This is a genomic window from Methylobacterium sp. WL103, from assembly GCF_008039885.1.
In the GTDB taxonomy this organism is placed as follows: Bacteria; Pseudomonadota; Alphaproteobacteria; order Rhizobiales; family Beijerinckiaceae; genus Methylobacterium; species Methylobacterium cerastii.
This window is the reverse complement of the sequence record NZ_VRUX01000195.1, coordinates 1-7112: the sequence shown is the minus strand read 5'-3', so window position 1 is coordinate 7112 and position 7112 is coordinate 1. Positions and strand designations below refer to the sequence as shown.

10 protein-coding genes are annotated in these 7112 nt (G+C 59.8%); 6 read left to right on the top strand and 4 right to left on the bottom strand.

The features are described 5' to 3' along the window. Nucleotides 1-750 precede the first annotated feature (750 nt). Nucleotides 751-906 carry a hypothetical protein gene (locus FV222_RS31175; protein WP_246685448.1) on the bottom strand — a complete coding sequence of 52 codons (156 nt, stop codon included), beginning with the start codon at nt 904-906 and terminating at the stop codon, nt 751-753. Nucleotides 907-932: 26 nt separating this feature from the next. Here FV222_RS31175 and FV222_RS31170 point away from each other — a divergent pair, with 26 nt between their 5' ends. The 6 genes from FV222_RS31170 (at nt 933) to FV222_RS13285 (ending at nt 5840) form a co-directional block, all read left to right on the top strand. Then, nucleotides 933-1442, top strand: coding sequence for an arginase family protein (locus FV222_RS31170; protein WP_246685447.1), 510 nt, complete (start codon nt 933-935; stop codon nt 1440-1442). Between the two features lie 597 nt (nt 1443-2039). Further along, entirely contained in the window at nt 2040-2675 is a 636-nt protein-coding gene (locus FV222_RS13310; RefSeq protein ID WP_147814615.1) for a hypothetical protein, read from the top strand. 329 nt (nt 2676-3004) lie between these two features. After that, nucleotides 3005-3943, top strand: a complete 939-nt coding sequence (locus FV222_RS13300; protein WP_147814595.1) for a hypothetical protein — start codon at nt 3005-3007, stop codon at nt 3941-3943. Nucleotides 3944-3971: 28 nt separating this feature from the next. After that, nucleotides 3972-4604, top strand: coding sequence for a hypothetical protein (locus FV222_RS13295; protein WP_147814594.1), 633 nt, complete (start codon nt 3972-3974; stop codon nt 4602-4604). 175 nt (nt 4605-4779) lie between these two features. Beyond that, nucleotides 4780-5181, top strand: a complete 402-nt coding sequence (locus tag FV222_RS13290; RefSeq protein WP_147814593.1) for a hypothetical protein — start codon at nt 4780-4782, stop codon at nt 5179-5181. A 35-nt stretch (nt 5182-5216) separates the two neighbouring features. Further along, nucleotides 5217-5840 carry a terminase small subunit gene (locus FV222_RS13285; RefSeq protein ID WP_147814592.1) on the top strand — a complete coding sequence of 208 codons (624 nt, stop codon included), beginning with the start codon at nt 5217-5219 and terminating at the stop codon, nt 5838-5840. Between the two features lie 242 nt (nt 5841-6082). Here the strand turns inward: FV222_RS13285 and FV222_RS13280 are convergent, their stop codons facing one another. The 3 genes from FV222_RS13280 to FV222_RS13270 form a co-directional block, all read right to left on the bottom strand. Beyond that, on the bottom strand, nt 6083-6637 hold the full coding sequence (locus FV222_RS13280) for a hypothetical protein (RefSeq protein WP_147814591.1): 555 nt from the start codon (nt 6635-6637) through the stop codon (nt 6083-6085). Nucleotides 6638-6644: 7 nt separating this feature from the next. Continuing rightward, nucleotides 6645-6878 (bottom strand): hypothetical protein, encoded by a 234-nt coding sequence (locus FV222_RS13275; RefSeq protein ID WP_210248485.1) that lies wholly within the window; start codon nt 6876-6878, stop codon nt 6645-6647. A gap of 49 nt (nt 6879-6927) precedes the next feature. After that, nucleotides 6928-7112 (bottom strand): integrase core domain-containing protein (locus FV222_RS13270; protein WP_147814589.1); only part of this gene is annotated, 185 nt, incomplete at its 5' end.

The following is a 7112-nucleotide window of genomic DNA, read 5'->3' as shown; positions in this document are numbered from 1 at the left end:
CGACGACGATGTGAGCCGTGTTCGTCATAGGTCCAGACACAGGGCCGATACAGCGCCATCCCGCGCCATCCCCTGTATCCAGACCCAGACCCTATCCGCACAAGGCAGCCGTCACCGAGCGCTTACCTCGAAGGCAGCGGTTGCCCTGGAGATCAGCCAGAGCTTCGAGGCGCAGGTGCACCTCGTCGGGCAGATTGAGAATGGGTTCCACCTCATTGGGTGAGCCGGCGCCTGCCGCGTAGGCCCGCTTGACCCTGGACGGGCCTGGTTTGCGGATCGCAGGTTTTGTGACGAGATTTCCGACAGGAAACGTGTTGGTCCGATCCGGCACGCCGGCCGTCACGCAATCGGACGTTTGGACGACATGCCGGCAGTCACGTCTGACAGCTTGATGCTGTCCGCTCACGAACCTTCACAGCCCCTCGAAAGGTCCGCTTCGCGGCGGTTTGGTGGACGATGACCTACGTCGAGGGCGCGCGGTTTCCCGCCCGTCCGTTTTCGGGTTCACTCCGCGGCAAGTGACGTTCGATCCGAGACACGGACACCCGACGAATGACCGAAGATTTGAAGACGCTCCGCCTCGTGCTGCCGCACTGGCAGGGTGGCAACAAGCCGACCTACCAACTCGGCTCGCGCCTGCTCGCGTGGCTCGCACCCGACAACGGCGACCTTACCGTGGAAGTCCCGGTCCCCAAGCCGGACGGTCGCAAGCTTCCCGTTGAGGACGGTGTCGTCGGAAAGTCCGAGGTCCTAGACGTGGCGCGGGCCACGCGGGCGATCATCGAGCAGCATCAGCCTGACCGCATCGTCACCTTCGGCGGCGATTGCATGGTGTCGATTGCGCCCTTCTCCTTTCTCGCTCGCAAGCATGAGGGCGATGTTGCCGTCCTTTGGATCGACGCCCATCCCGACGTCACCATCCCGACGTCACCATGCCGGAGGACTACGCCAACGCGCACGCCCACGTGCTGGCGAACTTGCTGGGCGATGCCGATCCCGACCTCGCTGAGTTTGGCCGAACGACGCTTCCGGGCAACCGCATCCTCTTCGCCGGTCTCGCCAAGAACGCGCTGAGCCTGAACCAGCGCACCTACATCGAGGGGATCGGCGCCACGGTGCTGGCACCCTCCGATCTCGATGCCGACTTCGGCAACGTAGCCGAGTGGGTGAGGGCTTCGGGTGCCTCGAAGCTCCTCATTCACTTCGATCTGGACGTCCTTGATCCGCGTGTCTTCCGCTCGCAACTCTTCGCTCCTCCGGGACCGGTCGATCCTGAGGTCGCTTCGCATGGGAGCGGCAAGCTGACCTTCGAGCAGGTAATCGCGCTGATTGGCCGAGCAGGCGAGAACGCGGAGGTGGTCGCGCTCTCGATCACGGAGCATCTCCCGTGGGACGCGGAGAACCTCCAAATGGCCCTGCGGAAGCTGCCGCTGCTTGGCTGAAGGCTGTAGCTCTCCGAAGGCGGAAGGTCCGCTTCAGGGCGAAGGGTCAGGGTCCGCTTCCCACCCATCTCGGACCGTAGGTCCGCACCGGCTGTCGTCGGGCAAACGACCGTTTTCTCGACGCAGGACGATGCGGGTCTGATTGGTCATCCGGTCCAGCGTTTTTCTGTCAGGAAAATATGTAAGTTTTTCTATTGCTAGTTAAACGTAGCTATATGTCTATCCCGACATACTCGTTAGCCACGCTTGGTTTTCACTCTCGATTAGAAGCCTGACCTTCAGCTTGAACGCCTGTGCGATACCGACCGAGGGCGTATCAGTACGGGGGAGGCGTCAGGTGCTCACACGGACCGGCCAGAACATCGGTTGTGGTTGAGGCTCGTTGGCGGAGGCGTATGAGGGTGGCCCCACAGTATGCAGGCTAAGGACATAGCAGCTGCAGGTGCTCTATTTGTTGACGACAACTTCACCTTGAAAGAGGTTGCTGCCAGGATTGGCGGCCTGAAGTCCGAACTCTACAATCATTCAGGATTGATCGCTATGTAGCACCATTTTCAGTGTATAACTATTTTGACGATAAGAACTGGAGATGCTTTTATGACCATAATAACTCCTAAATGTGGTTACATTTTTTTGAAAGATGCTCTTAGGTTTGTTCTTTACAGCAATGGGGAAATCGGTCAACTCGTCGCTAGTAACTGGTACAATATACCAAATCCAAATTTATCTCGCGAAGAGATTGATATTTTTAGAGCGTGCGCATTGAGACTTTTCACTTGGCTTGAGGCGGGTAAGATTGAAGCTTCTTATATCCCAGATGGTCAAATCGAAGACGCCTCGATTAGAAGATCGACTTGGGGTTGCCATGGCTTCGATGCTGTTCGCTGGGAGTTATCTGCAATCCGACCTCCGGGACACAGACCTATAACCGCTCCACAAATCGAGAATATTAAGTTGAGTGGTGAGGAACTCGAAAGATTGACTTCGCAGCCTACAAGCGCAGCCGAAGTCACAGATTCTTCTAAGGATAAACCCAAGCCTCGAAATCACTTATTAGTTTTAAAAATTGTAGATGAGCTAGCATTGGAAAGAACTTATATAGACGAAACTATTTCAAATAGCATGGTAGTAAGTTTAATACAAACTCGTCTTAGCCAAAAACGGGCAGCGGGAGACAAAGCCGTGCCAAAGCTATCCCGCGAAACTATCCTCCGGGCTCTAGATCGCATGTGACAATAGGCAAATTGAGCAAATTGGGCACGCGCAACTTGCCAAATGACGTAGAGCCCTAAGTCCGCAATCTTCCTCGCAGACACCGGCTGTCAGCCCGGGACGAGCGAGGACAACGATGGACCAGCTTGCCGCTTTCGACGTACCGACATTCTGTGATCGCTACGGTGTCAGCCGTGCGACTGCTTACAAGGAGCTTAGTTCAGGGCGTCTTCTCGGCACGAAGGTTGGTCGGAAGACCCTGATCCGCAGTACCGACGCCGAAGGCTGGTTAGCCTCCCTACCTAACTTTCAGGGGGGTAGCCGGACCTCCCGCCACGAGCGCTAGGGCCATGGCTGGAAGCAGGCCGGGGTATCGGAAGCGTGCCAACGACAATCCTAGCACCGCCGAGAAGGGCGACGAGCTGCCGATTGTGCGCTTCGTTGCTGGGCAGGTGCCACGAGCCGTCGACGAGGCGGAGGCTGCCCTCCTTCTGGCTGGAGCTCCGATCTACAGCAGGGCTGGTACTCTGGTACGCCCTGTGGCGGAGACGATGCCGGCAGCCGGCAATCGGAACACGACAGTGGCGAAGCTTCGGCTGTTGTGCCAGGCGAGCATGGCGGACCACCTAGCGCGCGCCATGCACTTCCAGCGGTTTAGCAAGACCGCCGAGGAGTGGGTGGATCGGAACCCACCCATCGAGGTGGTTACCGCGCTACTGGCCCGTGAGGGGGAATGGAAGCTACCACCCCTATCGGGTGTCATCACCACGCCCACGATGCGATCAGACGGCTCGATCCTTTCAGCACCGGGCTACGATCCCGCAACTCGCCTTTATCTCGTGGTCGATCCGAGCTTCCGCCTCGCGGACGTGCCAGAACGGCCAACCCGCAGCGATGCGGAGCACGCATTGCAGCGCCTCAAGGATCTCATCTGCAATTTCCCCTTCGCGGGGGAAGTCGATCAGGCCGTAGCCCTATCCGGTATCATCACGGCGGTGGTGCGCGGTGGCATCCCGACTGCGCCACTCCATGCCATCACGGCGCACAGCCCCGGCACGGGCAAGAGTTACCTGGTGGACATCGCCGCTACAATCGCCACTGGCCGGCGCGCGCCTGTGATCGCCGCCGGCAAGACGGAGGAGGAAACCGAGAAGCGTTTAGGCGCACTCCTTCTGGATGCTGCACCCCTCATTTCCATCGATAACGTAAACGGGGAACTTTGGGGGCGAAGCCCTCTGCCTGATGACGGAACGGCCATCGGTGAAGGTCCGCATTCTCGGAGCGAGTAAGACACCAGAGGTAGAGTCCCGCTCGGCTGTGTTCGCCACCGGCAACAACCTGACGCTGCTCGGCGACATGACGCGACGCGCCGTGATCTGCACGCTCGATGCCAACGTAGAGCGCCCAGAGCTTCGCGACTTCGACTTTGACCCAATCGAACGGGTGCTGGCGGATCGAGGTGCTTACGTCGCGGCCGTGATGATTATCGCGCGAGCCTATCGTGCGGCCGGGATGCCGAAAGTGTGTGGGCCAATCGGGAGCTACGGTGAATGGTCGGATATGGTGCGCGCACCGCTCATCTGGCTCGGGTGTGCCGATCCGGTCGCCAGCATGGACACGGCCCGCAAGGGAGATCCGGAGCTGTCCGCGATCGGCGAGTTATTCACGCATTGGCGCGAGCACCTCTCGCTGTCGGAAAGCTACACCACACGCGTCATCATCAAAATCGCAGCGAGCGGACCCGACGCTGCCGAATTCCAGGATCTCCTGTTCCGACAGGCTGGGGCCGGCGGGGCTGTCAGTACTAGACGGCTCGGGAAGTGGCTTTCGCGCATCAGTGGCCGGCTGGTCAATGGTGCGAAGCTCGAAATGCAAGCCGATACCAGTCACGGCAATCGCTTCTCGCTTGTCGAACCCGCCTCCTATCCATCCCGCGCGATAGAACCCTAAATGGGGTTTGGGGTGTTCTGAGGGTTTGCTTCAGCTCCTCCCCCAAATTTTGTGCAAGCAACTCTCCAATCCAAATTTCTCGCGCGAGGAATGAAAACAAACCCCCAAAACCACGCAAACCCCCATCCAGAACCTTGAGGCCTACCGGCCTACGGGGAAACATCGAGGAGTAAACATGCAACGCGAGTACGATCCACGCCGCAACGGTCCGATCACGCGTCAGATGTCAAAGCCGGCAAAAATGGCGATCGAGCTGCCGTACGGCCGCTGGACCTGCCGAGATGGTCGTGAGGTGCTGTTCAATCGTTACTACGTTCCAACCTGGCAGCGTCGACCAGGCGAGGCACCGACACCAGCCGACCCCGATGAGCGAGTGCTGTTCGAGGAGCAGGACTGGTTCTGGACCGGTGGTGACAACGCACCATGGCGCCGCGCGAGAACGCTTGCCCGGTGTGAGGCTGCCTTGTCTGCCTGGGGGCTACCCACGGACATGTTCGAACTGAGCCGCCAGCGGTTTGCCGCGGCTTACGTCGCCGCCCACGTCGTACCAACCCTCAGGTTCAAGTATGGGTTTTAGTGGGTACTTTTTCAGGCGATCGCCCAGAGGTCATAGTGGCTAACGATCTCGATCCACTTGCCGGCATCGAGGACGAGGAGTTCCTCGCCATCGAGGCCAGCGGCCTGAGTGCGCGGCACAAGGAGTTCGTCGTGCACTTCATGCGGGAGCGGAACGCTACGAAAGCCGCGCGCTTGTGTGGCTATGCGGCTCCCCATCATCATTCTGCCGGCGCGGTCATGGAACGATCCGCGGTACGCGAGCTGATCAACAGCTTGGTTTCTGCCCGACTACGCCGGCTTCAGGTCACACCGCAGCGGATCGAGCAGGAGCTTGCCAAGGTCGCCTTCGCTTCGATCGGCGACATCATCACGGTGCAAGCGGACGGCACGGCGTACCTGGATTTCAGCCGCGCTGGTCGGGAGACCCTGGCTGCCATGAAGGCATTCAGCTGCGATGTCGTGCATGAGTTCGGCACCGACGGCAACGACCCGCGTCAGATCCTGAAGATGCGAGTTACGATGGCAGACAAGCTCAACGCGCTCGGCAAGCTCGCGCAGATCCATAGGATGACTCAGGACGCCTCGAACGGGGGCGTGAACGTGGACATCGCGCAGGCGATCAAGAACGCGCGAGCGCGAGCGGGACTTGGCACTCTGACGCTCACAGAGAGCGGATGAAGGAGAGCTAGTTTTTTATTCGGCGCCGTCGCTCGCGCTCAATCGTTCAGTTTAGCCCGTGCATAAAATCTGGAATGTGCACGCTACAATGCGGCTTATTCGCATAGCCCTTCGTCGGGAAAACGGTCGTTTTATAGACTGTAATTGCCAATCCACGTGGCAATGTCGGCCGCCTTGGCCCGCGGCTGCACCATCGCGTAGGCGTGGGCGGCGTGGAGGGGAGGGTATCGCAATGAGTTGGCTCATGAAGCCAAGGCCTGGCAAATCCACGTCCACAAGTCGCGGCCCAAGGCCTCAAGCTGCCCTTCCGGGTTGTCGTTCCAAGGGTTGGGAATGGTCCATCGCTCGTCCCATCCCATACGCCATATATCGGGAAATTGGCCCCGATTATCGCCGTCTCCCCAGGTGAACAAGATCGCGGCGCAGATCACGTCGAACCCGGCCGAATGAGCGGCGTCGATCATCTGCTCGATGTCGTCGTGGTCTCCCGCTGCAACGTGGCTCGGCATGATGACAAGCTCACGCTTTCGCCAGTCTGAGTCATTCCCGTCGAGCGCGCCTTCGACGGACCCGTATGCCCCTTTCTCAACTTCCTGGTAGGAGCGGCCGAACACGTAGGCATCGATTGGCCGGCCCCACGGACTGACAAGAGTCCGGACGCCTTTCCTCTGGAGTTGCACGGCTCGCCCCAAACCTTGGGATACGAGCGCTCGGATCATCGTCGATTTGCCGTGGTCGTTATCCGCCAGCGGCACGACGAACAGCCTTCTCGCAAGACGCATCTTCTCCTCCTTCACGTCTCGCTCATACGAGCGGCTCTACCGGCAGCATGCCCGCTGGCAGGGGACCGAACAGCGCCTCCAAGACCTGATCGAAGTCGTCTAGCCGCTGGAAATTCCGGCCGGGGATCAGGCGGTGGTTCTTGCGGACGGGCCGCTCGCCAGCCTTATTGTGCGTGGCGCGCCGGGGACTGTCATAGGCATCAAGGACAGGCAGCGGCTCGCCGGGCATGCCTCCGAACCAGAAGAATGGCCCCATGTCGAGTTGGGGCGTTGATCGGCCCCCACGAGGTGGTCCAAGGATAAAGTTAGTGCACGGTGGGCCGCTCCGCCACGGGTAGCTTGGCCGGCGGAGCTGGTCTGGCAAGCGCAGCCGGCCAAGCGGAGAAGGCTGGCATGAACACCTCCGGGGCCGGCGGTCGGTATCCCAGAGAGGCATGCGGGCGCACGCCGTTGTAGTGACGTCGCCAGCTTTCGATCACGACCTGCGCTT